The organism is Flagellimonas sp. HMM57 (assembly GCF_021390175.1).
Classification (GTDB): domain Bacteria; phylum Bacteroidota; class Bacteroidia; order Flavobacteriales; family Flavobacteriaceae; genus Flagellimonas.
This window is the reverse complement of record NZ_CP090004.1, coordinates 250,226-276,802: the sequence shown is the minus strand read 5'-3', so window position 1 is coordinate 276,802 and position 26,577 is coordinate 250,226. Positions and strand designations below refer to the sequence as shown.

The window sequence follows — 26,577 nt, the reverse complement described above, 5'->3', positions numbered from 1 at the left end:
ACGTTTAACTCATTACATTTATAGCTTCCAAAGCAAAGGCCGTACTAAGTTCCCTACTTCCGAAATAGGTGTTAGATCTTGGTGCTATAAAAAGCCCGTACATAGGCCAACCGCCATCTTCCAATTGATCGTCCAATAATTTTAAAAAGTCGGCCCTATTAACAATTCCTAATTTTTTTAACGCTATAACCCTTAAAGCATGTTCTAATGGAAACGATGAACAATCAATACGCCATACTAGCATTTCTATAAGTAGTCTACGAAATTTCTGAAACTTACTGGGGAAATCGACCACTAACCTAGACAGGAAAAACAAAAATACATCTGGTGCTGGGTAATACCGAGTACCGTTAAGGTACTTTTCAGTTGTTAAAAAGTCGTATACGAAAGCCTTAGTTTCTTGTAGTTCTTCTCGTGCCCCATATCCAATTTGATACATTAAATACAATACATTTATGGCTACAATGGCATCTATCCGAGGTCTGTTATCATCAAAATACACCTGAATAATACCATCTTCATTTCTGTTACTTATCATTTGTTCCGCTACGGGAACCACCTCTTCCCTAGTGAGTTTATTATTCTTTAACAGAAATGATAATACCATCGATGTAGTATCCAAATCATCAGGGAAATTTTCTGGCCTGGCTTCATTTTTATAAAAACACCAACGTAGCTTATTTTTTCCATCATGGTTAAGAATCTCACAGGACATGGATGCTATAATATCATTGGGAAGCGACGAATAGGAATGTAAAATGACTGCGGTGGAAAATATTTCTTTGGAAAAATCTTCACTCCCTATTAACGCTACTCCATTGCTTACAAAACTTTTGCAAAAAGGGAAGTCGCGTAATCGACCATTTAAATAGGCCTCCCCTGATGCCTTCTTTTTGATTACATGATGGTTTATATCTGGAAGGCTTCTATTGTTTTCTTTTTCAATACGGGTATATATAATGTTATCTTTTGCATACTTTACGGTACTTATTCCAAAGCTTGCCGCCTGCCGTAGGTTTTCGGATTTGTCATCTATAAGAACCGCCATTTTTGGGTTTATGGAGGCGCTTGAGATCAGGTATTGAAAAATAGCTTCATCTGGCTTTCTAAGTTGCAACAAAGCGGATACGTATATACCATCAAAATACTTCCAATAATCAAAGCTTGCATATAAATATGAGAACGATTCCAGGTCTACATTGGAAAGACAGTATATTTTTTTATTTCTTTCATGCAAGGTTTTAAGCACTTCCAGCATGGGCTCGTTGACTTTTAAACTGGCCACACTCAACTCAAGCAATTCTTTTAGCTTAGTATAGGGCGTTTGAAGCTCGCAACTTAACATTGTAAGTGCCAATTCCCTATTGATCAGACCTTTTTCCAGATCTTGCCATAGTGGGTGATTTACCATTTTCCTTACATCGTCTATTCCTTTTGTCTCCGATGTTAAATGAATCGAATCCCAATTTAAAAGGACATCGCCCAAATCAAAAATAATGGTGTCATAGCAGTCTAAAATGTTTAATAATTCGGTAAAATGGGTTACTACTTCTGGGGCTGGAAGCTCTTTCATGATATTTGGGTTTAATTAATGAAACATATGGTATGTAACGTATCATGGTTTTTCTTTTTCTTATGGTCAAAAAGCTTCGGTGGGTTATTTTAGGATGATATTATCTTTTCCTTTGAACGGTGAATTTTGCAAGTTCCAATAGAACAGCCACATTTTCTTTTTCAAACTCATCCAAGCAAGACATGGCCTTTTCAGATAGTTTGTTAGCTTCTGTTTGGGCGTTTTCAACAGAACCAAAAAATGAAGGATAGGTTAGCTTGTTTTCATCTGCTAGGTCTCCTGCAGGTTTTCCTAATGCTTCAGCTGTTTCGGTTTTACTTAGAATGTCATCTTTTGCTTGAAATGCCAGTCCTAAGTAATATCCGTATTCCAATAATTTGCCTGTTTGCTGTTCTGACAATTCACTGGAAATACATCCTCCTAAAATTGCCATTTGAATGAGCGCACTTGTTTTTCCTGAGTGTATAAACCGTAAATGCTGTACCGACAACATGTCTTCATCCCAGGATTCGGCATTTAAATCGGCACATTGGCCTTTATGTAGTTGATTGTTCAGTTTTCGAAAAAGTTCGATGTTTTCGCAATATTTATGAAATGGGTACAACCCTTCTTCAAAGAGCCTTGAAGCGGCAAGGGTTGCCGTATTTACATCATATTTTATATGGCATGTTGTTGCGTTTCTTCTAATAGCATCATCATCCTGGATATCGTCAATAATTAAGGTATAGGTATGTATAAATTCTATTGCTTTTGCGAATTCAAACGCTTGGTCCCGATTCCCATTAAATCCCTCTGCAATGGCTAAAACAATGGCCGGTCTTATTCTTTTTCCGCCATTTCCCAAATTTAGCATATAGTACATAGCTTCATTTGTGGATTCCAGTATGTTACTGTCGGGGAATCTTATGTTTTTAAAGGTTGTGTCTATTTTTGACTTAGTTCTTGTTAGAACAGCTTTTAGTATTTCCATTTTCAGTTAAGTTGTTGTTAAAGAGGGGCGTGATAGGTTTCTGGCAACATAAATTGGTTTACCAGTTTGGTTAACGAAATATATGTAGTGTTTCCGTTAAAAAAAAATGATTTAACTATTTAAATGTTAAAATTTTATGGGAATGGCAGTTTTGACAAGTAAAAGAACCAATCTTCAAAATGTACTTTTACAAGCACGATTTTGTCATCACATAGCCGATGATTTTTCTTTTGAGACCTTCACTGACCACTTCCCGGTGCAGGTCTTCCCTTTTGATAAATTCTTTACTTGCTCCAGATGTTCCCATAGTGTTTGTTTATTCTTTTATATTGGTGAAATGGAAAGGTACATTCACAAAGCTATCTAATCTACGCAATCCGGTACATGGACAATTTTCCATTTAACAGGGATAATTTTTCGAAGTATACAATCAAGGATTAATTTCCCTAAAAACAATGACTTAAGTATAACGAAGTCTAGTGGCAATAAAAGCTTACCCGTTTTGAAGGCTTCAGAGGTCACTGGGAGGAGACTCCAAACGAATAAAAAACCTTGCAAAATCTATGATTCGCAAGGCTTCATTGTTTTTGGACGATAATAAGATTTGAATTGATATGATTCCTAACGTCAACAAATCGGTCAACAAATTTTTAATCGGTCAACGGTGTTGACCGAATAGCCAAAGATCCAAGAAAATCAATGGACACAAATTTCACCAATTCTCCCTTGCACTTTTGATCTTTGATTTCAAACAATAAACGACCAACACCCCAATGCTAAATCCCACATACACTATGATTCATACCTAATTCAATCTCATTCAGCACTTTTTTTTCGAATCATCATTTCTTATATATAAACTTTTAGATATTTAAAAAAATCCCCGTACTGTTATGAAAGCAAAATAACCTCTTCAATATTAAGGTATACCGGCAACGACCAAAGTTGGCACGATACGATTCCACTACACGCTACTCGGCAAACAATGAACATAGTGATTAAATATTGTAAACCTTCTTTTTTTACCTATATAACAATGTTATGTGCCAATGTTATATGGGCACAACAAATTAGTTTACCCGGCGGCATAACTTGTAATGACCTTAGCGCTATTTGTGTAGAAAGTACAGGAACATACCGTTTCGAAAACAATACAGATCCACAGTCGGATGGTCGCATAGCCTGCTTATTTGAAACACCGGCACCATCTTGGTTTTATTTTAGAGTCGGTGATTCAGGTGATTTGATATTTCAAATCAACCAATGGGAAGATGACAATAATGATGGTATTAATAATGATGGTATTGGCTCAGGGCTTGATGTTGATTTTGTAGCGTGGGGACCGTTTAGTTCCAGGGAAGGGAATTGCGATGATATTACTATCGACTGTCCTACCTGTCCTAATAATACAGTTCAGCCAAATTATTATATCAATGATTTGGACAATTCCAACATTATTGATTGCAGTTATTCCGTTTTTTCGTCTGAAACACTTACTATACCCGGCGCACAGTCCGGGGAATATTACATCTTGCTCATAACTAATTTCCAAGCCCCGACTTCGGGACTTATAGAAATACAGCAAACCAATTCGGGACAGTCCTCTGCAGGAGCCATTACTTGCTTTACATTGGAAGTGGACGGCATTTTAGGCCCGGATGTGGATGTATGCGATACTGGCAACCTCTCAACAACCCTTGATGCCAATCCAAACAATAATCCCAATTTTGCAGATTTTAGTTGGGAATATGATGATGGTACGGGGTTTGTTCCTATTCCGGGTTCAAATGGTATGGATGTTTTGAGTGTTTCCAGTTCTGGTAGCTACCGCGTTACCGTTACCAGTAATTTGCAAGACTCTGACACTGATGTTATAAACGTTTTCTATAGAACAGTGCCAGTGGCAAACAGCATCCCGCCACAAAGCATTTGCGATACCGATAATCAGATGGATGGTTTCTGGAATTTTGATTTGGAGTCCCTAAAGGCAACGGTGCTCAATGGGCAATCCGAATCGGAATTTAATGTCACCTTCCACAGCAGTTCCAACGATGCTGCTTCCGGAACCAATGCATTACCCTTGACCTACACCAATACGGCTGCCTTTCAACAAGAAACGGTTTATGTACGTATTGAAAATAGTGCCAATACAGCATGTTATGACACTGGAAGCTTTATCGTTGAAGTATTTCCGCCACCTCCCGCTACAACACTTACCTATGAAATTTGTGATAATTTTAATGCCACGGATGGTTTTGCCCAGTTTAACCTGGCCACTATGAATTCAGGTTTCTTGGAATCCTTGGATCCCTCCCAATATACAGTTTCTTATCACGCCAGTTTTGCCGATGCCGATGCCAATATTCAACCATTGCCCAATGCATATACCAATAGTATGGCCACTACTGAGATTATCTATGTTCGTGTGGAAAACAATGCCAATGCAGCCTGTTATTCCATTTCCGAGAATATCTTACAAGTAATTCCAGGGGCAGATGCCGTGGAATTAACAGATTTATGGATTTGCGAGAATGAAACGGATTATAGGCTTGATTTTGATTTGACCCAAAAAGATGAGGAGATTTTAAATGGCAGGGACCCTATTTTATTTGATGTGGCATATTTTGCCACTCAAGAGGATGCCAACAATTCAACGAATCCTATATCCGGCCCGTATACCAACTTGAGCAATCCAGAACAAATCTTCGTAGCCATTACCAACACCGTTACAGGTTGTTCCAATACCAATGCAAGTTTTAACATTGGCGTTTACGAAGGGGCAAAGGCCAATGAAGATGGTGAATTAATAGTATATGAAGTTTGTGATGATTTTGAAGCTAATGATGGTTTTTACCTGTTTGACCTAACACTATTGAACGAAGAAATTTATGATGGACAAAACCCTGATGAATACGGCATAACATACCACTATAAAGTAGACGACGCCCTAGATAACATAAACCCCCTACCAACTCTTTATGAAAACAGCGGAGCTTATGCGCAAACCATTTATGCTAGGGTAAGTTTTACCTTGCAACCCAATGAATGTTATGCGGTAAGTGAAGTACCTTTACGAGTGAACGATCTATTTGCAGCTATAGATTTGGCTGAGTACTATTGTGCCTCAAGGAACGACTCTGAGCAACCACTGGTCGTGGATACCGGATTATCAGGAGCGAATTACAGCTTTGAATGGTTCTATGAAGGTATCTACCTGCCAGATGAAATAGGGTCTAGCATCATTCCAACCCAAGAGGGTGAATACTCCGTAATGGTATATGGCGAAGATCCGTCAACGGTTTGTTTCGGTTTGTTCAGTACCACAATAGTGGAAAACTTGTCCACACTGGATCTGGCATGGAGTACCGAAGCATTTTCTGGGAATCATACGATTGAAGCTAAGACCAACGGAACGGGTGACTATGAATATAGTTTGGATAACGGCCCTTGGCAAGAGGATAGTATATTTACCGATGTGAGCATTGGCATTCACGAAGTTCAAGCTAGGGATAAAAATGGCTGTGGTATGATAAGTAATGTAATACTGGTATTTGAATATCCTTTATTTCTTACACCTAACGGAGATGGCAACAATGACACTTGGCATGTTTCGGGTTTGGACACACAACTAAATCCCTATGTTTATATTCGCGATAGGTATGGAACACTGTTAAAAGTATTAAAACCTGATGATTTAGGGTGGGAAGGCACCTATAATGGCAGCGATATGCCCAGCTCTGATTATTGGTTTAACTTAATTTATGATTACCCGCCATCCGGCAACAAAAAACAGTTTCAAGGGCATTTTTCTTTAAAACGTTAATAATATTGAATTAACCTACAGTAGGATATCGTGATATAATGCTTCAGGATGTTCTTTTTTGTAGAAAACCTGCCCTATTTGGGGTATCTACAAAAAGCTCATATCGTTCTTAATCCCAAATTAAAAGATATCGATGAAGTTAGTCTAAGTGACTTTACAGCAATGATGTTAGATGAAGAAACTGACTCAGAGACTTCTTCAATAAATAGTGCGTGGGTATTCGAAGCTCAAAACTTAAATTATACCTGGCGTAGATAAACCATACCGATTAAAATAGATTTTATAAATCCATATTTACACACTATATAAAGGCAAATCCTAAATTACCAATTCTTATTTTTACTACTGAAAGTCAAATGGCATCATTTGCACAAATAGACCGTCAACCATTCGGTCAACAGATTTTGTAAAGTAACTTTTAGAACCTATAAAATCTCCGCATCCTCTGGAACACCAGAATCCTGGCATGGTCACAAAGAAAAGGGTCTGAACCCTTCAGAACTTCAAAAAGTGTGTTTTAACCAAATGGTATGAAATCAATACCATGCGACGGCCAAACCACTAATCCCATAAAGCCCATATTTCGTGCCCAGGTTTTTTGCCTTCATAACAATTTAGCTTCTTTTTGGCCGAATTGGAGTTTTCTCTATCACAAAAAAAATTAAATCCACTCATTGAAATGAATGCTGCCAACACTGACCGCCCTATAAAAAACGTCGACACTTTTATGGATAAAGTAAAGATAGGTTTGAAGGTCTATGTCCTTTGTATCCACTTTAAAAGCAGCGCCCCGGAACCGCATCCGTTCCCCTTTTCCAAAATCCCAAAAATACCCTTTTACGTCCCATTTTCAATAGGGTTCGACACTAATTATTGGATATTTCCCTTGTAGGGTCATTATTTGCTTGGAAATAATATTCATAAAGTCAAAAATCAAAATTATGGAAAAACAACTACAATTGATAATGCACGCCATCTTTATGGCATTGACGAGCCTTACCGCTTATGGTCAAAATGTGAATGATCAATTCGAAATTGATGGCATCACATACGAAATTACCCATCTCATTCGCTTTTACAGTGCAACAAATTATAATCCAGGCCAAGTAAAGGTCGTAAGCTATAATACCAGTTCTGGAACAGAGGTGACCATCCCCGCAAAGGTTAACGACCAAAGTATCGATTACAACGATTACTGGGTGACCGAGATTGACGATAATGCTTTTGAGGCAAAAGGATTGACCAGTGTTGATATACCCGATAAGGTGACCAAGATTGGCAATAATGCTTTTTTGAACAACCAATTGACCGAAGTGCTCATACCCTTTCGTGTCAACAGTATTGGGGCTTCTGCTTTTCAAGGTAACCCGCTGGAGACCGTGATTGCAAGGTCTCACAATCACCCAAACCTGGGTAACGCAAATGCCTTTAGTGATCGTATTCAAATAAACCTTTTAGTGCCCGCAGGCAGGTTCGAACATTATTCGAATAATGGGTGGGACGGGTTCAAACCCGCTGACCCCGGCCCCGATCCCGACCCCGGCACCTTTACCGCTGATGGCTTCACATACGCAATTACGGCTATCTCTCAACCCGAAGTTGAGATCACAGGCTATGATGCCAGTTCCGGAACAGAGGTGACCATTCCCCAAACGGTGGATCACAACGACATCGAGTACAAGGTGACCGCTATTGGCTATAGAGCTTTTCATAATAAGCAATTGACCAAGGTTACTTTCATGAACACGCCAAGCAACGTCACCAGTATTGGGGAAGATGCTTTTTGGCAAAACGGTTTGACCGATATTGAGATTCCTGAAAGTGTGACCAGTCTCGGGCAACGGGCATTTGGAACTAATAAAGATATGACCGGGGTGACCCTACCGAGTGGTATCACCAGAATTGAGCGGTGGACCTTTAGCCAAAACGATTTAAGGGAGGTGACCATACCGGTCAATGTGAAACATATTGACTTCCAGGCTTTTTATGACAACCTAAACCTTGCCACTGTGACGGTCCGGCATAATCCACCAGCAACAACACTGCATGCAACCGCCTTTAACGATCAGGGCGATAATAGAGTAAAATTTGATCTTGTGGTACCCTTTGATACTATAGAAGTTTATGAAAATTCAGCCTGGGCGGACTACGCCAACACCATTACCTACGGAATCTTTAAGCAGGATAAAATTACATACGCAATTATTGACGATTCAGGGGAAGCAACGGTGATTTATGGTTCACACCTTAATCCGCGCATTCTCGCAGAGGTGGATATTAACGGGAGCTCCATTCCAGTGACCGCTATAGCGGATAATGCTTTTGATACCAGGGATATTCAAACGATTCTCATACCGTCGACCGTGAAAAGTATCGGGGCCCGGGCCTTTTATTCCCATCACATTTTCCGTGTGATAGTGATGGCCGATGAACCACCGGAGCTCCATGACGATGCCTTTCTTCCTTTACGCCGTGCCTTCATAGAAGTATTTGTGCCCGAGGGCAAGGAGCAAGCTTATATAGCTGCCGGATGGACAGGTTTCAAGTCCGTCCGTACGCCCTTAGGGAAGATCCATAATAATGAAGGCTTCATATGGAAAGTCACATCGGTAAGACCCAATGAAGTAGAGCTCGTCAAATTTGTAGGCAAGAGGTTGTATGATAAACCTTATCCGGAAACATTAGAAGACCTGTTCGGTACTGAAGGTCACGTGGAAATTCCCTCAGAAATCTCATACCACCGAAACAAGGATGGCAACATGTATACGGTCACGTCCATTGGGGACAATGTTTTTACTGGGGATGGGGATTCGTATGGGGCTCCAATGAATTGGAGCCCTACAGCTGACCCATTGAAGAGCGTTGATATACCCGATACGGTGACACAGATCGGGGATTGTGCTTTTTGTGGAAATGAGTTGCCCAGTGTTGTTATACCGGCCAGTGTGGAAAGTATCGGGAAAGATGCTTTTTCGGACAACAAATTGACCAGGGTTGAGATACCCGATGGTGTGACCCATATCGGGAATTCTGCTTTTGCACAGAACCGATTGACCAGGGTTGACATATCGGGCAGTGTGGAAAGTATTGGGAACAATGCTTTTGAGAACAACGAATTGACCAGGGTTGAGATACCCGATGGTGTGACCCATATCGGGGATTCTGCTTTTGCACAGAACCTATTGACCGAGGTTGACATATCGGGCAGTGTGACCAGTATTGGGGAACATGCTTTTACGGACAACCGATTGACCAGTGTGACCACACCGGCCAATGTGAGAACTATTGATGGATGGGTCTATGGCCAAAACCAATTGACCGAGGTGACCATATCGGGCAATGTAAGAACCATAGATCTGTATGCTTTTCAGGGGAACCCGGACCTTCACTTGGTGACGGTGGAGGCCGACGATCCCCCATCCCTCCATGAGCTTGCCTTTTCCAATGCGGACCGCGGCCAAATAGACCTTGTGGTGCCCTTTGGCAAGAGACAGGAGTATTTGGACAATGGGTGGCACGGGTTCAGGTCCATCAGCTACGGGATCTTTACGGTTGATAACATCAAATACGGAATTACGACTCGAACCGAGGTAATGGTGGTGGACCATACCGGTACGGACACGGCCGTCACCATCCCCGAAACGGCGGATAACGGCCAGTACATCTACGATGTGACCGCTATCGGGGAAGGTGCTTTTCAAAACAAGGGACTCACCCATGTCGGGATCCCATCCAGTGTCACCAGCATCGGGGAAGGGGCATTCAGTGACAACCAATTGACGGCGGTTACCATACCGGGCGGTGTTGAAAGTATAGGGGGCCGTGCCTTTCATAACAACCCGGGCCTTGGCCTGGTGGAGGTAGGGGCCAATGATCCACCGGTGCTCAATGCCACCGCCTTTGCAAATGCAAACCGTCACCAAATAGACCTTGTGGTGCCCACGGGCAAGAGACAAGATTATCTGGATAATGGTTGGAACGGGTTCAAATCCATCAAGGAAGAGATCGGGGTCTCAATAGATGCTCCCGCCGAAACAGTTAATCTATCGCCCTTTACGGTCACCTTTCGGTTCGATCTGGATGTGACAGGTTTTACGGTGGACGACATTGATCTGGGCGGCAATGCCACGGCAGACCACTTTACGGGCAGCGGTTCCATATATACCGTAGAGGTGACCCCAACATCCTGTAATGGCACCATTGCCATTGATGTCCCTGCAAATGCAGTGGATATGCCCAATTCCACCAATTTGCGGGCAACCGCCACGGTAACAGTGGAAGAGGACCCGGACTACCTGGTGGCCATTGCCCGGGACATTATCGTACAGTTGGATGCCGATGGGCATGCGACCATCTTACCAGAGGATGTGGACAATGGTTCCGCTTATGGCTGTGGCAACACCCCGGAACTGAGTCTTGACAGGGATGCTTTTACCTGTGACGATGTGGGCACTCCTGTAACAGTTACCCTTACCGCGGACCATGGCACGGAAAGCGCTACGACAACCGCCACGGTAACAGTGGAAGAGGATCCGAACTACCTGGTGGCCATTGCAAAGGATATCACCGTTCAGCTGGATGCCGGTGGGCGGGCGACCATCTTGCCAGAGGATGTGGACGATGGTTCGGTTTATGGCTGTGGCAACACCCCGGAACTGAGTCTTGACAGGGATGCTTTTACCTGTGGCGATGTGCGCACTCCCGTAACGGTCATCCTTACTGCAAACCATGGCACGGAAAGCACTACGGCAACCGCTTTGGTGACCGTTGAGGCGGCGACCGGCAGTTGTGGTAAGTCGTCGTCCCTTGTAAATTTCAATAGGGGTTTTTCCCCCAACGGCGATGGCAGCGGCGATACCCTGGTGATCGAGGGCCTTGAAAAATATAGGAACAACGTGTTGAGTATATACGACCTGAGCCAACGCTTGCTGTTCAGCGCGCATTATGGCGGACCGGGCGATGGTTGGGACGGCACCCATGAAGGCGGGACGGTGCCCGTGGGCACCTATGTATGTGTGATAGACTACAACGAACCGGGGCTGGGCCACGAGGCAAAAATGATATATGTCAATTACTGATGGTCCTTCCGTTTCTCCAACGATTGGTGGCAATAACTGGAAAAGTAAAGAGGTTTTTCAAAAGACGTGGGGCGGAATTTACATTCCGCCCTATCATTTTTATTGATGCATACGGTCATCAGGAAAGTCAAATCAAAAAAAGGATTGACAATTTCTTTTTTAATGAAAAAGGGCTTGACAACCCATGTAACCTTTCTTAAAGGTGACCCGAAATAATTTCTCATGGAATGTCTTTAATATTGGCAAAAGTTCAAAAATGGATTTTCATTGTCCTCCCCAGCACCTTTTTTCGTCCCTAATTTTATGAGATACGACACTTTTTGTGGCATGGTATTATGTTAAAAATTAAGATTTGTATTAAACGATTTTGTTAAATGGAATCGGTTTTCCATCCGACTGGTTTGCCAAAGGTGGATTCTTGTGGGCTTTTTCATTTTCAAGATTAGTTTTTTCATACATCAGGTTCAGACGACGGGGACTTTCCAGATTAAGTCCCCGCCGTTATGAAAACAATTCTTAACAGGGTAATGGATAACAAATACAGTGATATGAAAGAACTTTTGATTATTTCTTGTGCTTTTTTGATTTCAATCTGTGCCTTCGGTCAGGAAGATGAACCTACGGATTCGGAAAAGAGGATCGAGAAGTTTTCCGTGGCCAAAAGAAACGAGGTAAGCATCGACGTTATGTCGGCAATAGCCATTCCGGCCCTTAGTCCCAGGTATGAGTATATCTTGGGGCGATACTCTGGAATCGGCGCGGACCTGTTTGTCTCCCTGGAAGGGGATGGTTATACAGATTTTGAAAAATACTCCTTGACGCCTTACTACAGACAATATTTCTTTTCCAAAGAGGATTACGGGGCCAGAGGGTTTTATGCGGAGGGATTCTTGAAGTTTTTCATTTTTGAAGAGTGGTTTTCCGCTATTATAAATGATTCCTTGTCAACAGGTGTAAGTTATTATTTTGATATCTCCATAGGTGCGGGAATTGGTTGGAAATGGATAAGCCAGAGCGGTTTTCTTGTGGATTTAGGTGTGGGGATCGGGAGGAACCTTGGATTGCCGGGCGATGACAATGTTGGTTGGGAAGTGCAACCAAGGGGCGGCTTGAATTTTGGATGGAGGTTTTAATATGGCGCAAGGCCGAAATACAGTGTTGCCAATTGCAAAAGGCAATGCGAAAATTCAATACCAAATGCAAAAAGTACAAATCCTATTGCGAAAGACAAGTAGAGAGTGTTTCCCGTAAGCTTTGGGAAGTACCCAATACAAAACAGAAAGCCAATAAACTCAATACTATGACCAAACAAAAGAAAAGTTGGGGATTACTGGAGAATCCTTTGTTGTATGCAATATTCGGGGCACTAGCTGTGGTGATAAGCAAAGCGAATGCCAATACGGAGGAATGGACCTCAAAACTGGATTATTGGTTGCCCTACATAGAAGTTGTGGGATGGTGTTTTGTCGTGGTGGCCGCAATCCTGTGCTTTATGAGAATATGGAACAAAGCGATTGAAGATCAGGACGGCTGAACAAATCTTGAAATGGGAAGGGGTAAACACATCAGAAGGAAGTTATTCAAAATAATCCTGGAAAAGAACAAAAGGCTGGAGGAAGAGAAGAAAAGCCTTATGGCGGATATCAGGATTTTGGTCCAAGATAAATTTTCGTCCGATAAAGCATTTGTGAAATCAAAATGGTGGGAACACTTTAAAAAGGACGAAACCTTCAAAAAGTTATGGAAAGAGATCCAACCGAGAAAAGATTCTGGGAACCGATCAACGTAGACAATCACATGAAGCATTATAGGCTATGGTCTTTGCACCACCAGATTATCGAACACTTTGCCGGGCAATATAACAGGAACAAGTACCACCTACAAGTTTAAAAACCCCAACAACTTTAGAAATTAATAGTAATTAAATCAAGAACCATGAATTTTAAAAAAATGAACAGACCAAGAAAAATGAAAGCAATGATTCCTTTGGCAGTAATGGTATTTGCGACAACACTGTCCACTTCATGCGATAGTGATGATAGTGAACCGGTCATAGAGGGCATTTGGTTACTGACTTCAAGCTCAACGGAGGAGTTCACGAACAATGTTTCGGACGGTACAGAAACGGAAACCGTTGATGCCGATAACTTCATCAGGCTTACCTTCGATGTAGATGGAACATTTAGCGAATTCGAATCTTACTCAACTACCGATAATGGAGAGGTTGTTGTTAAAACATTTACCAGTACCGGAACATATGAGGCTAGTTTTAACTCCGACAGTGGGAATGTGCTTTCCATGACCTATGGCATTGATACCGAAACATTTGAATTTACTTTGAGCCAGACACAACTTGGCATTGAGTACGTAGAGGAATATACTCAAAACGGCGATCAAAAGAGATATGTTACAACAGAGACTTATGATAGACAGTGACGAGCATATACCGGGGATGTGGGATATGTGCCGCCCCATTATCAATGATCGTGAGAACTAATCGACATATCATGCGCATTGCCCTGGCTTTTGGCCTATTCCTGATATCGGTCCCTTTCTTACAAGGACAGACGTTCTATGCATTGAAAATTGATCGGAAGATCCGTTTTGAAGCCAGGGACATCACTGCCAAGTATCAACCGTATTTGGTAATGGGGGTCGATCAAGCCTTGGAGTTCCAGTCCACCGTTGCCCGGTTCCTGGTCAAAAAACGTGCCGTTGAACAGGATGATAGCCTGTCCCCGAAAGGCAAATACGAGGTGTTAAGGCGCGTATCGAGTCGGGAGACCTCGGAAATGGCGCATGTGCTGGAATCATACCGCTGGCAAGAGTATATGAGGGTCAAGCCCCAGATCCAACCTATACCGATACCTCTTGATTTTAGTGCCAACGACAGTTTACCAAAACGGGCACGGAAAAAGGAACCCGAGGTAGTGGATGTCCCACCGCCCAAGGTCGAGCCAAAGAAAAAGAAGCAGAAGCAGATCACCATCTACACCTACAAGGGCTGTGGTGCCTGTGATAGCATTGTAGGCCAGCTCAAAGCCGGAAATTTCACTTTTAGAAGTGTTTCCCTGGATGAAAGGCCCGAAGTAAAGGAACAGTTGGGCCAAATTTTGTCCAAATCTGCCGAAGAGATGGATTCTCTGTCAAGCCCCGTAATCAGTTTGGGGGGCAGGCTCTATAACAGAATCACCACTTTCGACCAGATGATGGAGGAAATGGGAAAAGATTAAGGCCGTTTTGCGCCATGGAAACGCTTGTAAAACAAAAAATACTGAGTATAATATTCAAAACAAACTAAAATTTTTATGGGTAGTACCTCTTTTAATGGCTTTTTAATGTGGTGACGATTATGTTTTTCTTGAGTACAATCCCTATAAAGCGAACGTAATCCCCCTAATTTGAACTTTTTAGTAAACGATATGAAGCTGGATATACGGGAGAACATCCCGTAAAGTGTTCGACCCGTCCGTAAACGATTCCGTTTTCAGAAGGTATTGAATCCTGGATAATAAAGTGTAATTAACGATACCCGATTACATCGATTTTGTTCCAATTTGAGTGTGTAATTTGATAGCTAATCCAAAGTGTTTTGAAGAGAACATCAGTCCTATATTTATTATTCGGTTGCATTTGCGCACCCGGTTTTGGGCAAATTGTTGTGGACCCAAATTATTCTGTAGAGCGTTTGGTAACCGAGGTATTGGTGGACAGGAATTGCGCTGAGACTTCCAACTACAGATTTTCCACCGGTATCAACTTTGGTATAAACGGTATTGGCTATTTTGAGTTCAATGGCGATAACTTTCCTTATAAGGAAGGTATTGTGATTTCCACGGGTAGGGCCATTGATGCCGTTGGGCCAAATGATAACACTACTTCTACTAATTCTTCGGGACACCCGCAATGGAGCGGTGATTCCGATTTATCCACTATAACAGGAGTATCTGGCCTTTTTAATGCTTCCTTCATAGAATTTGATTTTATTCCCAGAGCAAACAACATGAGTTTTAATTTCCTTTTTGCCTCCGAGGAGTATGCCCGTGACTGGCAGTGCAGTTTTTCCGATGTATTCGCTTTTATCTTAACAGATTCCAATGGTGTCTCGTCCAATCTTGCACTGGTTCCAGGGTCACAAGATCTAGTTTCAGCAACCAGTATTAGGCCCGGCGTACCCAATTCACTCGGTTTACCCTTTTCCTGTGAAGCCAGTAATGAAGCGTATTTTGCTGGTATCAACGGAGATGATTCCGCGATATCGATGACTGGAAACACAACAAGCTTGGTAGCACAATCCTTGGTAAATCCCGGAGAAACGTATACCATAAAACTCGTTATAGCCGATAACGAGGATCCCTGGCAGGATTCTGCGGTTTTTTTGGAAGCAGGAAGTTTTTCTGTAGATGTATTCCTAGGGGAAAACAGAACTGTACAAAACGGCAATCCCCTATGCGAAGGAGACATTTTTGAAATAGACGCTACCGTTTCTGGTGAAGCCCATTACAGATGGTTTAAAGATGGTGTACAATTGCACCTTTTTGATGATCTACCCACAGTATCGGTGAACGAGGATGGAATCTATGAGGTGGAAGTGGAGTTTTCCGCCAATTGTATATCTCAAGGTCGTGTGGAAATCGAGTATATCGATCCTTTTCCATTGGATATTTCATCCACCTTACAAGAAGAATATATTTTATGTTTGGATGGTGAGGGAAACCCTTTTGAGCCTCTTCCCAAAATGGACACAAAGCTTTCCTCTGCGGAGTATTCTTTTGATTGGTACCGCAACTCGGTAAGTACCGGAAACCTAATAGCAAATGAAGATCAACCTTCCCTTGTTCCCACCGAACCGGGAATTTATCATGTTGTGGTTGAAAACCTGCTGTATAATTGTTACCTATCCTTGTCCACAACTGTAATCTCTTCTGGACCGCCCACGCTTTTTGAGGTGAATATTTTGAGCGATATGTTCAGTAATAGCCACTCCGTTTCCATAAATGTTGAAGGACCAAATGAGTATATGTTTAGCTTGGATGGATTGACATTTAAAGAGGACAATGTTTTTTCCAATTTGGCCCCGGGAGATGATTACATTGCTTATGTTCAGGATGAATATAAATGCAGTGTTGTTTCCAAGGGGGTTTATATTGTAGATTACCCTCGATTTTTTACACCTAATGGTGATGGCGTTAACGATACTTGGAAGATTGTGAACCTATTTGAAATCGACAATCCAGAAATAACGATTTTTGATCGTTTTGGTATAGTTCAGTATCAGTTCAACGATGAGATGGGATGGGACGGTACTGTTCGAGGGAATGAAGCCCCTTCATCAAGTTATTGGTTCAGTCTCACCTATGATACCAAGGATGGTGTCCGAAAAGAGTTCAAAGGTTACTTTGCGCTGAAGCGTTAACCTTAATCTTAACCTTAACAATCCCCCTCACCTAAAGGAAGGAGTAAAGATTCAAATTTGAGATTTTATACTAAGCACACTTAGGAGCACTTCAAGGGTTTATTTAAGGATATTCCGAAGTAATGTAACCTATTGTTTTATCTCAAAATCTTTATGATTCTTTCCAAGAAAGATTCTTAACACAGCACTTTTTTCATTCGTTTTGTTATCCTTGGTCTGGACACAGACGGTTCTTTTTTCCCTTACGGGAGTAGCATTGTGCCCGCCCGCTACATTATCCCTAAAATACTTTGTTCTGTCCCATTTTCAATAGGGTTCGACACTAATTATTGGATATTTCCCTTGTACGGTCATTATTTGCTTGGAAATAATATTCATAAAGTTAAAAAGCATCAAATTATGGAAAAACAACTACAATTGATAATGTACGCCATCTTTATGGCATTGACGGGCCTTACCACGTATGGCCAGGAACCAGGATTGGATGCCGAATTTGAGCAATCTGGTATAACATACAAGGTCACATCCACAAGCCCTGATCCCTATGAAGTAAAGGTGGTGGGCAATACGAATACTGGAGATGTGGTAATCCCCCCAGTTGTGGTGAATGTACAAAATTGGAATGTCACGAGTATTGGTGATAGGGCTTTTCAAAATGACCAAGTGACCAGCATCGATATACCCGAGGGGGTCACCTACATAGGGGATAGGGCCTTTGCGGACGACAAGATAAACAGCGTGGTGATCCCCACCACAGTGATCAGAATTGAGAGTTATGCTTTTTGGAACAGTAGCATGACCAGTTTGGAGATTCTCGAAGGGGTTGTTGAGATCGGGGACAATGCCTTTGCCAGAAACAGCTTGACCAGTGTGACCATTCCTGCTAGTGTCACCAGTATTGGTGGCGGTGCTTTTATTACCCATCCTAGTTCACCTTCAAAAATGACCGAACTGACAATGCTGGGCAGTGTTCCCCCGGCCCTCCAAGAAAGTTCTTTTACAACCCGTGAAGAAATACACGTAACGGTCCCTAATGGTGCCCAAGATGCTTATGAGGAGAGGGTAGATTCGGATTGGGGCGGATTTGCAAGCATTGAAGATAATATATTTACCATTGATGGCATCACATACGAATTTTCGGCTACGACTCAAGCCCAAGTTAAGATCGTGGACTATGATACCGATTTTGGGACAGAGGTGACCATTCCCCCAACGGCCAGTTATAAAGGTACCGATTACCAGGTGACCGCTATTGGCGATAGAGCTTTTTATAATAAGCAATTGACCGAACTTACCTTCTCCGGTGAGAGTAATGTGGCCCATATCGGACAAGATGCTTTTTGGGGAGTAGATGATTTAAAAAACCAATTGGGCAGTGTTGTCATACCCAATAGTGTGACCAGTCTCGGGCAGCGGGCATTTGGAACTTGCGGCTTGACCAGTGTCAAAATTCCGGAAAATATCACCAACCTTGAGAAATGGGTCTTTGCCGCAAACGATCTAAGGGATGTGACCATACCGGCCAAGGTGGAAAGTATAGGGTTCCAGGCCTTTTATAACAGCCTTAACCTTTCCACTGTGACGGTCTGGGCCAATCCACCGATGGAATCGGGACGACTGGATCCAGCTGCCTTTAACAATCAGGCAAATCAAAGAATAACTTTTGACCTTGTGGTGCCCCCTGGAGCTATTCAGGCTTATGAAAATTCAGCCTGGGCGGACTACGCCAACACCATTACCTACGGAGTCTTTAACCAGGATGGCATTAAATACGGAATTATGGACGCTTCAGGGGAAGCAACGGTAATTTATGGTTCAAGCCTTAATCCGGTCATTCACCCAGAAGTGAATATTGGCGGGGTCCTCCGCCCGGTGACCGCTATAGGAGATAATGCTTTTGATACCAGGGATATACAAACGATTGTCATACCGTCGACCGTGAAAAGTATTGGGGACCGGGCCTTTTATTCACAGCACATTTTCCGGGTGGTAGTGATGGCCGATGAACCACCGGAGCTCCATGACGATGCCTTTCTTCCTTTACGCCGTCCCTTCATAGAAGTATTTGTACCCAAGGACAGGGTGCAAGATTATATAGATGCCGGATGGATAGGTTTCAAGTCCGTCCGTACGCCCGTAGGGAAGATTCATAATAATAATGGCCTCATATGGAAAATCACATCGATAAGACCCAATGAAGCAGAGCTCGTCAAATTTATAGGTTTGAACAAAGATGATGGAACGGGTCCTCGTAATCTTAAATTAGAGGAAATGTTTGGTACTGAAGGTCACGTGAAAATTCCCTCAGAAATCTCATACATCCGAAACAGTGAGAATGACGGCATGTATACGGTCACGTCCATTGGGGACGATGTTTTTACTGGGGATGGGGATTTGTATGGGGCCGCTGGTATGTATTGGAGCCCTACAGCTGACCCATTGAAGAGCGTTGATATACCCGATGGTGTGACCCATATCGGGGATTGTGCTTTTTGTGGAAATAATTTGACCGAGGTCGACATCCCCAATGGTGTGACATCGATTGGGGAAGATGCTTTTTGGCAAAACCAATTGACCGGTGTTGAGATTCCGGAAAGTGTGACCAGGCTTGGGCAGCGGGCATTTGGAACTTGCGGCTTGACCGAGGTGGCCATACCGAACAGTATCACCAGAATTGAGAAGTGGGCCTTTTCCCAAAACGATCTAGAAGAGGTGATCATATCGGCCAATGTGGAATATATCGGGGAACAGGCATTTTATCAAAACGATTTAAAAGAGGTGACCATACCGGGCAATGTAAGGACCATAGATCTGTATGCTTTTCAGAAGAACCCGGACCTTCACCTGGTGACGGTGGAGGCCGACGATCCCCCATCCCTCCATGAGCTTGCCTTTGCAAATGCGGACCGCGGCCAAATAGACCTTGTGGTGCCCTTTGGCAAGAGACAGGAGTATTTGGACAATGGGTGGCACGGGTTCAGGTCCATCAGCTACGGGATCTTTACCGTTGATAACATCAAATACGGAATTACGACTCGAACCGAGGTAATGGTGGTAGACTATACCGGTACGGACACGGCCGTCACCATCCCCGAAACGGCGGATAACGGCCAGTACATCTACGATGTGACCGCTATCGGGGAAAGTGCTTTTCAAAACAAGGGACTCACCCATGTTGAAATTCCTGCCAGTGTCACCAGTATCGGGGAACTGGCTTTTGGTGACAACCAATTGACAGGGCTTGCCATACCGGGCAGTGTTGAAAGTATAGGCCCCCGTGCCTTTTACAACAACCCGGGCCTTGGCCTGGTGGAGGTAGGGGCCAATGATCCACCGGTGCTCAATGCCACTGCCTTTGCAAATGCAAACCGCCACCAAATAGACCTTGTGGTGCCCACGGGCAAGAGACAGGAGTATTTGGACAATGGGTGGAACGGGTTCAAATCCATCAAGGAAGAGATCGGGGTCTCAATAGATGCTCCCGCCGAAACAGTTAATCTATCGCCCTTTACGGTCACCTTTCGGTTCGATCTGGATGTGACAGGTTTTACGGTGGACGACATTGATCTGGGCGGCAATGCCACGGCAGACCACTTTACGGGCAGCGGTTCCATATATACCGTAGAGGTGACCCCAACATCCTGTAATGGCACCATTGCCATTGATGTCCCTGCAAATGCAGTGGATATGCCCAATTCCACCAATTTGCGGGCAACCGCCACGGTAACAGTGGAAGAGGATCCGGACTACCTGGTGGCCATTGCCCGGGACATTATCGTACAGTTGGATGCCGATGGGCATGCGACCATCTTGCCAGAGGATGTGGACAATGGTTCCGCTTATGGCTGTGGCAACACCCCGGAACTGAGTCTTGACAGGGATGCTTTTACCTGTGACGATGTGGGCACTCCTGTAACAGTTACCCTTACCGCGGACCATGGCACGGAAAGCGCTACGACAACCGCCACGGTAACAGTGGAAGAGGATCCAAATTATCTGGTGGCCATTGCAAAGGATATCACCGTTCAGCTGGATGCCGGTGGGCGGGCGACCATCTTGCCAGAGGATGTGGACGATGGTTCGGTTTATGGCTGTGGCAACACCCCGGAACTGAGTCTTGACAGGGATGCTTTTACCTGTGGCGATGTGCGCACTCCCGTAACGGTCATCCTTACTGCAAACCATGGCACGGAAAGCACTACGGCAACCGCTTTGGTGACCGTTGAGGCGGCGACCGGCAGTTGTGGTAAGTCGTCGTCCCTTGTAAATTTCAATAGGGGTTTTTCCCCCAACGGCGATGGCAGCGGCGATACCCTGGTGATCGAGGGCCTTGAAAAATATAGGAACAACGTGTTGAGTATATACGACCTGAGCCAACGCTTGCTGTTCAGCGCGCATTATGGCGGACCGGGCGATGGTTGGGACGGCACCCATGAAGGCGGGACGGTTCCCGTTGGCTCCTATGTATGTGTGATAGACTACAACGAGCCGGGGCTGGGCCACGAGGCAAAAATGATATATGTGAATTACTGATGGTCCTTCCGTTTCTCCAATGGATCGGCGGCAATAACTGGGAAGAGAAGAGTAAAGAGATTCATAAACCATGGATAGAAGCTATGGAATGTGCCGCCGGGAGACCGAAAATTACACTGACCCAACATCGGGATCGTATGGGTCAAAAAGTTTTTATTGCTCAAAGAACATAATTTCCTTGGAACTTATGTTTGGGGCATCAAGTGTGACGTGGAGGATGAATACCATAGTGATCATGGGATTCCGTTGGTCCGATCCAGTATAGATTTGAACATATCCAAATTTACCATTGGATCGGCATGCCCCACTTGTTCCAGGTGGGCCATTCAACGGTGTAGATATGGAAGATGTATTTTTTGAACATTCGTTTGTTCATCCTTTCCCGGACACTGACCACTCTTGATTCCTGTTTTAAAAAATGTAGGCATTTTTATGGATATGGTAAAGATGGGCTTGAAGGTCCGTATACTTGTATCCATTGTAAAAGCAGTGCCACCGAACCGCATTCGATTCCCTTTTCCAAAATCCCAGAAACACCCTGTTACATCCCAATTTTAAAAGGAGTTGGGCACTAATTATTGAATATTCCACCTATATGGTCTTTTTTAATTTGAATTAATATTAAAAAAATAAAACCGTTCAAATGAAAAAGCAATTACTACAGGTAGTATTCGCCATCCTTAAAGGAATTAAGAGAAGAAGCGAATTTATCAGTAACCCAATCTGTTTAGAATTAAATATATCTGAATTCATTCTTGAGGGCATGGAATCACGAAAACATCTGGGTGATGATTATAAAAATAACAGTACACTTTTAAGGGACAAAGGGAGTAATGTTAAAAAACTATATGTGTAATTTTTAAGGAAGATATGAAACAAAATAACATATTGAATTTCGAAAAGTTAATACTACTAATAGTGGTTCTTCTTTCCCATTCTTTAGTGCAGGCCCAGACAGCCATTCAGCGTGATGCGATTATCCGGGATTACGATCATAGCAAGCTTCAGGCAATGGCTAAGGAATTTGCTGCTACTGCTCGTGCAAATAAACAGGAAGCGCTAGCGCTGGCTAGAATATATGGATGGGAGCCAATTAAGTACAATGCCGATGGCACCTTTGATGAGCTCATGGGGGTCAGAGATGATGGCAGCCCCATTTATTATACACTGTATAACGTAGCTGCCGCCAGGTCAACGCGTACAAATCACTTGAATACAGGTGGTTCTCTGGAGCTTGATTTAAACGGGCAAGGCATGAAAGTTTATGTATGGGATGGTGGTCCTACCCAACCCACCCACCAGGAATTTAATGACCAGGTCGACTCTAGTCGAGTGATCATTAATGATGGTGTAACAGCACTGAACGCCAATAGTTGGCATGCACAACACGTGACCGGGACCATTCTGGCAGCTGGTGTACAGCCAAACGCCAAAGGCATGGCTCCCCTGGCACAAGCGTTCACCCACGATTGGGACGATGCCCTCACAGAAGCAACCACCGCAGCGGGTGCGGGCACGCTCTTATCCAACCACTCTTATGGATGGGATGTCACCTACGTAGCCTCGTGGTACTTTGGAGCATATGAGAATACGGCAAGGGCCTGGGATGAATTGATGTACAATGCCCCTGCGTACCTGCCTGTGTTTGCTGCCGGAAATGACGGAAACTATAGTGGCAATGTCCTTCCTTTAAATGGTAATCCAAATTTTGACAAGCTATCGGGCTGGCAAACAGCCAAAAACCATCTAGTGGTGGCTAACGCACAAGACGCTAACGTTGCACCCGATGGCTCATTGATAAGTGTCTCTATTAATTCGGGAAGCAGTCAGGGGCCTACGGATGATTTCAGGATCAAACCAGATATTACCGGGAATGGAACGGGCGTATACTCCACGGAGGTCAACAGTGATGCGGACTATAGATCTAGGACAGGAACTTCCATGGCGGCTCCAAACGTAACAGGAAGCCTGTTACTGCTACAGCAGCACTACAATAATCTTAATGGTTCGTTCATGCGAGCGGCCACACTGAAAGGCCTGGCCTTGCATACCGCGGACGAGGCGGGCATGGCAGGGCCTGATGCCATCTTCGGCTGGGGACTGCTCAATGCAAAAGCCGCAGCGCAGGCAATTACAGCCAATGGCGTAACTTCTATCATCCATGAGCTCACCTTAACCCCGGGCCAATCATACTCCTTGCCAGTTGAGGCAGATGGGGTCAATGATTTGATCGCTTCCATTTCATGGACGGATCCTCCCGGAACAGCTACGCCCTATAACACTCCCAACAACTCCACACCGGCATTAGTCAATGACCTGGACATTAGAGTGACCCAGGCCTCCAGTACCTTCTTCCCTTATCTGTTGACAGGAGTAGATGCCAATGATCAGGGAGATAACAAGGTAGATCCATATGAACGAGTTGATGTGAAAGAAGCCATTGGGAGTTACATCGTTACTGTTACGCACAAGGGTTCACTTTCAGGCGGATCTCAGAACTATTCACTAATCGTCACAGGAAACACTATAGACGACAACGAGGCTCCTACGGTTGCATTGGCCCCGATTACCCTGACACTGGATGAAAATGGTGAGGTTACCCTTTTCTCAACTCAATTGGACAATGGAAGTACGGACAACATTACTGTGGCCGAAAATCTTATGTTCAGTTTTGATGCCGATGGCAATGAAACCGATATGATCTTTGACTGTAGCGATCTGGGCGATCATCAAGTGACACTCTACGTAACCGATGAGCGTGAAAACTCGGCAAGTGCCTCTACCATAGTGACCGTTGAGGAAAATTTGGACAACCTCGTGGCCATTGCAAAAGACATCACCGTACGATTGGATGCCAACGGACAGGTCATCATCTCGCCCGATACGGTGGACAATGGTTCCAATTATGGCTGTGGCAACACCCCGGAACTGAGTTTGGATATAGCCACCTTTGATTGTGATGATGTGGGCTCTCCTGTAACGGTTACCCTTACTGCAAACCATGGAACAGAAAGCGCTACGGCAACCGGTTTGGTGACCGTGGAAGAGTATTTGGGCAACCTTACGGCCAATGCAAAAGATATCACCGTTCAGCTGGATGCCGATGGGCAGGTTTCCATCAGTCCAGGACAAATAGACGATGGTTCCGTTTATGGTTGTGGCAACACTCCGGAACTGAGTCTTGATAGGGATGCTTTTACCTGTGACGATATGGGCACTCCTGTAACAATTACCCTTACCGCGAACCAAGGCACAGAAAGCGCTACGGCAACCGCTTTGGTGACCGTTGAGGCGACCGGCAATTGTAGGCCCGGTTCCGGCTCGCCCCTTGTAAATTTTAATAGAGGGATTTCCCCAACGGCGATGGCATTGGCGATACCTTGGTGATCGAGGGCCTTGAACAATATAAGAACAACGTGTTGAAGATATACGACCTGAGTCAACGCTTGCTGTTCAGCGCCCATTATGGCGGGCTCGGTGATGGTTGGGACGGCACCCATGAAGGCAGAATGGTGCCCGTGGGCACCTATGTATGTGTTATAGACTACAACGAATCGGGGCTGAGCCACGAGGCTAAAATGATCTATGTGAATTATTGAGCGTTGGCGTGAAATAAAAGTTTTACCAGATGTAGCGGCTTGGGCAACCGTTCATTAGCCTTCGTCCCAATTTTCCTCTATCATGTCCCATTTTTGAGCTTGCTCAACACATTTTAACTGCGATTGACCATACAAGGATTGATCTTTACTTCCAGAATGACTGGCAGTGGCTCCGTTCAACATAGGCAATCCATGAGAAAAAATATCCATGCGGAATAAAGAATCATCCATGTTTTTGAACAGCCAATGAAAATATTTTTAACCCCAAATAATTGGAGTCAAGTTTTACATAACGATTACATAAACAAGAATGAAAAAAAACAGATTATATTTTTTTATAGCAATTTCGATATGGTGTATTCAGTCCCATGCCCAGCAGGATGTAACATTTACACTGTACAATTATAACATGAACATCATCAATCCAGCCTATGCGGGGGCCGGCGAAAATTTGGAGCTCACCTCAAATTATAGAGTACAGTGGGCGGGCCTTGACGGCGCACCCGAGACCTTAAGTTTTTCATTGAGCAGCCCAATAGGTGGAAAAGCGGGGATGGACGACAAGGTCGGGCTGGGTCTTTCAGTTGTCAACAGTAGTGTGTTCGTGCTCAAGGAAACTGATATTTTTGTTGATTTCTCCTATAGGCTACAATTGGAGGAAACATTGAACTTGTTTTTGGGGCTTAAAGCCGGAGGCTCTTCCGTAAACATAAATCTGTCAGATACTGAACTTGACAACGATCCGCTTTTTTCAGAAGATGTAAGTGTGTTCAATCCAAATGTCGGAGTCGGTGCCTATTTAAGAGGAGAAAGCTATTTTATAAATATATCCGCTCCGGCCCTTCTAAAAACAGAGAGATATGAAAAGGAATCGGGCATTGCAACACAGGCCACCGATAAAATGCAATTTTTTATGGGAGCGGGCTATCATTTTCCCTTGAACAGGAATATGACCTTTACACCTTCTTTTTTAACACGGGTAATCAGCGAAGTGCCTTTTTCTATGGATATCAATGGAACCTTCGACCTGTACGATAAGGTCGGACTTGGTCTCAGCTACAGGTTAAAGGAATCCGTAAGTACCTTGGTATTCTTTAAAATGACAAATAGCTTGCAAATAGGCTATGCCTATGACGCTTCCTTAACGCCAATAAGTAATTATAGTAGGGGAAACCACGAAGTGATGTTGAAGTTTCGGATTGCGGCGGGAAAACAACAAACACAAATACAGGATGATGGAGAGGAAAGCATATCCCGATTATAAACTATGAAGGTGATTTGTATAAGATGCAACAGTTTTATATATAGAAGCAGCAAGCAAGGATAATACTACTACTGGTCGTATAGGGTCGGTATAATTAACGGGTAATATAATCAAGGTATTTAGGTTGCTCACATATGTCTTGTTTAGTAAATTTGTTTAAATAAGGCGCATGCATTCATAGATTGGGGGACAGCGGGCAACCTATATACCACCTAAACAGTAGTACGATAATGTACAAGCCAATTCCTAATGTAAAACCATTGCTTGTAACTCAAAAACGCCAATATTCAAAACCAAAAAGAACGGTTTGTGATAATCGCT

At 43.7% G+C, this 26,577-nt stretch carries 16 protein-coding genes; 13 read left to right on the top strand and 3 right to left on the bottom strand.

Features of this window, described 5'->3' with window-relative positions; genetic code table 11:
* Nucleotides 1–4: 4 nt before the first annotated feature.
* Together LV716_RS01290 and LV716_RS01285 are read right to left on the bottom strand one after the other, a co-directional pair.
* Nucleotides 5–1,573, bottom strand: a complete 1,569-nt coding sequence (locus LV716_RS01290) for an HAD-IA family hydrolase (protein ID WP_163419723.1) — start codon at nt 1,571–1,573, stop codon at nt 5–7.
* Between the two features lie 100 nt (nt 1,574–1,673).
* On the bottom strand, nt 1,674–2,543 hold the full coding sequence (locus LV716_RS01285; RefSeq protein WP_163419724.1) for a polyprenyl synthetase family protein: 870 nt from the start codon (nt 2,541–2,543) through the stop codon (nt 1,674–1,676).
* Between the two features lie 985 nt (nt 2,544–3,528).
* Between LV716_RS01285 and LV716_RS01280 the strand changes: the two genes are divergently transcribed.
* The 12 genes from LV716_RS01280 (at nt 3,529) to LV716_RS01225 (ending at nt 24,992) form a co-directional block, all read left to right on the top strand.
* Complete coding sequence (locus LV716_RS01280) at nt 3,529–6,366, top strand: T9SS type B sorting domain-containing protein (RefSeq protein ID WP_163419725.1); 2,838 nt, start codon at nt 3,529–3,531, stop codon at nt 6,364–6,366.
* A 941-nt stretch (nt 6,367–7,307) separates the two neighbouring features.
* The gene (locus LV716_RS01275) at nt 7,308–11,444 is read left to right on the top strand and encodes a leucine-rich repeat protein (RefSeq protein WP_163419726.1); all 4,137 of its coding nucleotides are present in this window, start codon (nt 7,308–7,310) and stop codon (nt 11,442–11,444) included.
* A gap of 503 nt (nt 11,445–11,947) precedes the next feature.
* Nucleotides 11,948–12,577 (top strand): hypothetical protein, encoded by a 630-nt coding sequence (locus tag LV716_RS01270; protein WP_163419727.1) that lies wholly within the window; start codon nt 11,948–11,950, stop codon nt 12,575–12,577.
* A 44-nt stretch (nt 12,578–12,621) separates the two neighbouring features.
* Nucleotides 12,622–12,978: a hypothetical protein gene (locus LV716_RS01265; RefSeq protein WP_163419728.1), complete on the top strand. Its 357-nt coding sequence runs from the start codon at nt 12,622–12,624 to the stop codon at nt 12,976–12,978.
* A gap of 206 nt (nt 12,979–13,184) precedes the next feature.
* On the top strand, nt 13,185–13,334 hold the full coding sequence (locus LV716_RS01260) for a hypothetical protein (protein WP_233759197.1): 150 nt from the start codon (nt 13,185–13,187) through the stop codon (nt 13,332–13,334).
* Between the two features lie 45 nt (nt 13,335–13,379).
* Nucleotides 13,380–13,880, top strand: coding sequence for a hypothetical protein (locus tag LV716_RS01255; RefSeq protein WP_163419730.1), 501 nt, complete (start codon nt 13,380–13,382; stop codon nt 13,878–13,880).
* Nucleotides 13,881–13,951: 71 nt separating this feature from the next.
* Nucleotides 13,952–14,677 (top strand): glutaredoxin domain-containing protein, encoded by a 726-nt coding sequence (locus LV716_RS01250; RefSeq protein WP_163419731.1) that lies wholly within the window; start codon nt 13,952–13,954, stop codon nt 14,675–14,677.
* A gap of 359 nt (nt 14,678–15,036) precedes the next feature.
* Nucleotides 15,037–16,860: a T9SS type B sorting domain-containing protein gene (locus LV716_RS01245; RefSeq protein WP_163419732.1), complete on the top strand. Its 1,824-nt coding sequence runs from the start codon at nt 15,037–15,039 to the stop codon at nt 16,858–16,860.
* Between the two features lie 399 nt (nt 16,861–17,259).
* On the top strand, nt 17,260–21,393 hold the full coding sequence (locus LV716_RS01240) for a leucine-rich repeat protein (protein WP_163419733.1): 4,134 nt from the start codon (nt 17,260–17,262) through the stop codon (nt 21,391–21,393).
* A gap of 643 nt (nt 21,394–22,036) precedes the next feature.
* Nucleotides 22,037–22,249, top strand: a complete 213-nt coding sequence (locus LV716_RS01235) for a hypothetical protein (protein WP_163419734.1) — start codon at nt 22,037–22,039, stop codon at nt 22,247–22,249.
* Nucleotides 22,250–22,281: 32 nt separating this feature from the next.
* Nucleotides 22,282–24,780, top strand: coding sequence for a S8 family serine peptidase (locus tag LV716_RS01230; RefSeq protein WP_233759196.1), 2,499 nt, complete (start codon nt 22,282–22,284; stop codon nt 24,778–24,780).
* Nucleotides 24,777–24,992 carry a gliding motility-associated C-terminal domain-containing protein gene (locus LV716_RS01225; RefSeq protein WP_233759195.1) on the top strand — a complete coding sequence of 72 codons (216 nt, stop codon included), beginning with the start codon at nt 24,777–24,779 and terminating at the stop codon, nt 24,990–24,992. The genes LV716_RS01230 and LV716_RS01225 overlap by 4 nt, the downstream gene beginning before the upstream one ends.
* 54 nt (nt 24,993–25,046) lie before the next feature.
* Here LV716_RS01225 and LV716_RS01220 read toward each other — a convergent pair whose 3' ends face one another.
* The gene (locus LV716_RS01220; RefSeq protein ID WP_233759194.1) at nt 25,047–25,223 is read right to left on the bottom strand and encodes a hypothetical protein; all 177 of its coding nucleotides are present in this window, start codon (nt 25,221–25,223) and stop codon (nt 25,047–25,049) included.
* Nucleotides 25,224–25,302: 79 nt separating this feature from the next.
* On the opposite strand from LV716_RS01220, the gene LV716_RS01215 reads away from it, so the two are divergent.
* The gene (locus tag LV716_RS01215) at nt 25,303–26,256 is read left to right on the top strand and encodes a type IX secretion system membrane protein PorP/SprF (RefSeq protein WP_163419737.1); all 954 of its coding nucleotides are present in this window, start codon (nt 25,303–25,305) and stop codon (nt 26,254–26,256) included.
* Nucleotides 26,257–26,577: the final 321 nt, after the last annotated feature.

Excerpts from the sequence above, each read along its gene's own strand:
- LV716_RS01290 (WP_163419723.1), bottom strand. The coding sequence starts at position 1,573 with ATGAAAGAGCTTCCAGCCCCAGAAGTAGTAACCCATTTTACCGAATTA.
- LV716_RS01285 (WP_163419724.1), bottom strand. The coding sequence starts at position 2,543 with ATGGAAATACTAAAAGCTGTTCTAACAAGAACTAAGTCAAAAATAGAC.
- LV716_RS01280 (WP_163419725.1), top strand. The coding sequence starts at position 3,529 with ATGAACATAGTGATTAAATATTGTAAACCTTCTTTTTTTACCTATATA.
- LV716_RS01275 (WP_163419726.1), top strand. The coding sequence starts at position 7,308 with ATGGAAAAACAACTACAATTGATAATGCACGCCATCTTTATGGCATTG.
- LV716_RS01270 (WP_163419727.1), top strand. The coding sequence starts at position 11,948 with ATGAAAACAATTCTTAACAGGGTAATGGATAACAAATACAGTGATATG.
- LV716_RS01265 (WP_163419728.1), top strand. The coding sequence starts at position 12,622 with ATGCGAAAATTCAATACCAAATGCAAAAAGTACAAATCCTATTGCGAA.
- LV716_RS01260 (WP_233759197.1), top strand. The coding sequence starts at position 13,185 with ATGGAAAGAGATCCAACCGAGAAAAGATTCTGGGAACCGATCAACGTA.
- LV716_RS01255 (WP_163419730.1), top strand. The coding sequence starts at position 13,380 with ATGAATTTTAAAAAAATGAACAGACCAAGAAAAATGAAAGCAATGATT.
- LV716_RS01250 (WP_163419731.1), top strand. The coding sequence starts at position 13,952 with ATGCGCATTGCCCTGGCTTTTGGCCTATTCCTGATATCGGTCCCTTTC.
- LV716_RS01240 (WP_163419733.1), top strand. The coding sequence starts at position 17,260 with ATGGAAAAACAACTACAATTGATAATGTACGCCATCTTTATGGCATTG.
- LV716_RS01235 (WP_163419734.1), top strand. The coding sequence starts at position 22,037 with ATGAAAAAGCAATTACTACAGGTAGTATTCGCCATCCTTAAAGGAATT.
- LV716_RS01220 (WP_233759194.1), bottom strand. The coding sequence starts at position 25,223 with ATGGATGATTCTTTATTCCGCATGGATATTTTTTCTCATGGATTGCCT.
- LV716_RS01215 (WP_163419737.1), top strand. The coding sequence starts at position 25,303 with ATGAAAAAAAACAGATTATATTTTTTTATAGCAATTTCGATATGGTGT.